The sequence below is a fragment of the Vibrio sp. 03_296 genome (assembly GCF_002265885.1).
In genome coordinates, this window is the sequence record NZ_NPKW01000973.1 from 1 (window position 1) to 562 (window position 562).

General features: G+C 50.0%; 1 pseudogene. It reads right to left on the reverse strand.

Annotated features, from left to right (window positions below):
* Positions 1-562, reverse strand: a pseudogene (locus CIK04_RS29255) (glucose-6-phosphate dehydrogenase); the annotation flags it as partial.

The window sequence follows — 562 nt, forward strand, 5'->3', positions numbered from 1 at the left end:
CACGCGCGATCGTCACGCTGCAGCAAACTCGTCCGACTCTTTTGGCCCCAAGTACCACAGGCATAACCAAGAGTGCTTGTGGATCTTGTTTGAAGTCGAGGATAGGTTGAACGTATTTCCAACACGCTTCTACCGCATCGCTGCGAGCAAACAGCGTTGCATCGCCGTTTAACGCATCAAGAAGCAGACGCTCATAGGCGGTCAGCATTTGCGTCTCTTGCAACGAAGCATAATGGAAGTTCATCTTCACTTCTTTGGCTTTAAAGCCTGCACCGGGTTCTTTCAAACCGAAGCTCATTTGAATGCCTTCATCAGGCTGAAGTACGAATGATCAGTTTGTTTCTGGGCGTTTGGCAATACCGGATGCGGTGTTTGTTTGAAGTGGATAACCACTTCTGTCACGCGAGTTGGAAGACGCTTACCCGTGCGCACGTAGAATGGTACGCCATTCCAACGCCAGTTATTGATGTACGCTTTCAGACCAATGTAAGTCTCAGTACGAGAATCGTCCGCTACGCCGTTTTCTTCACGGTAGCCAAGCAGATGTTGTCCGCGCACGTCT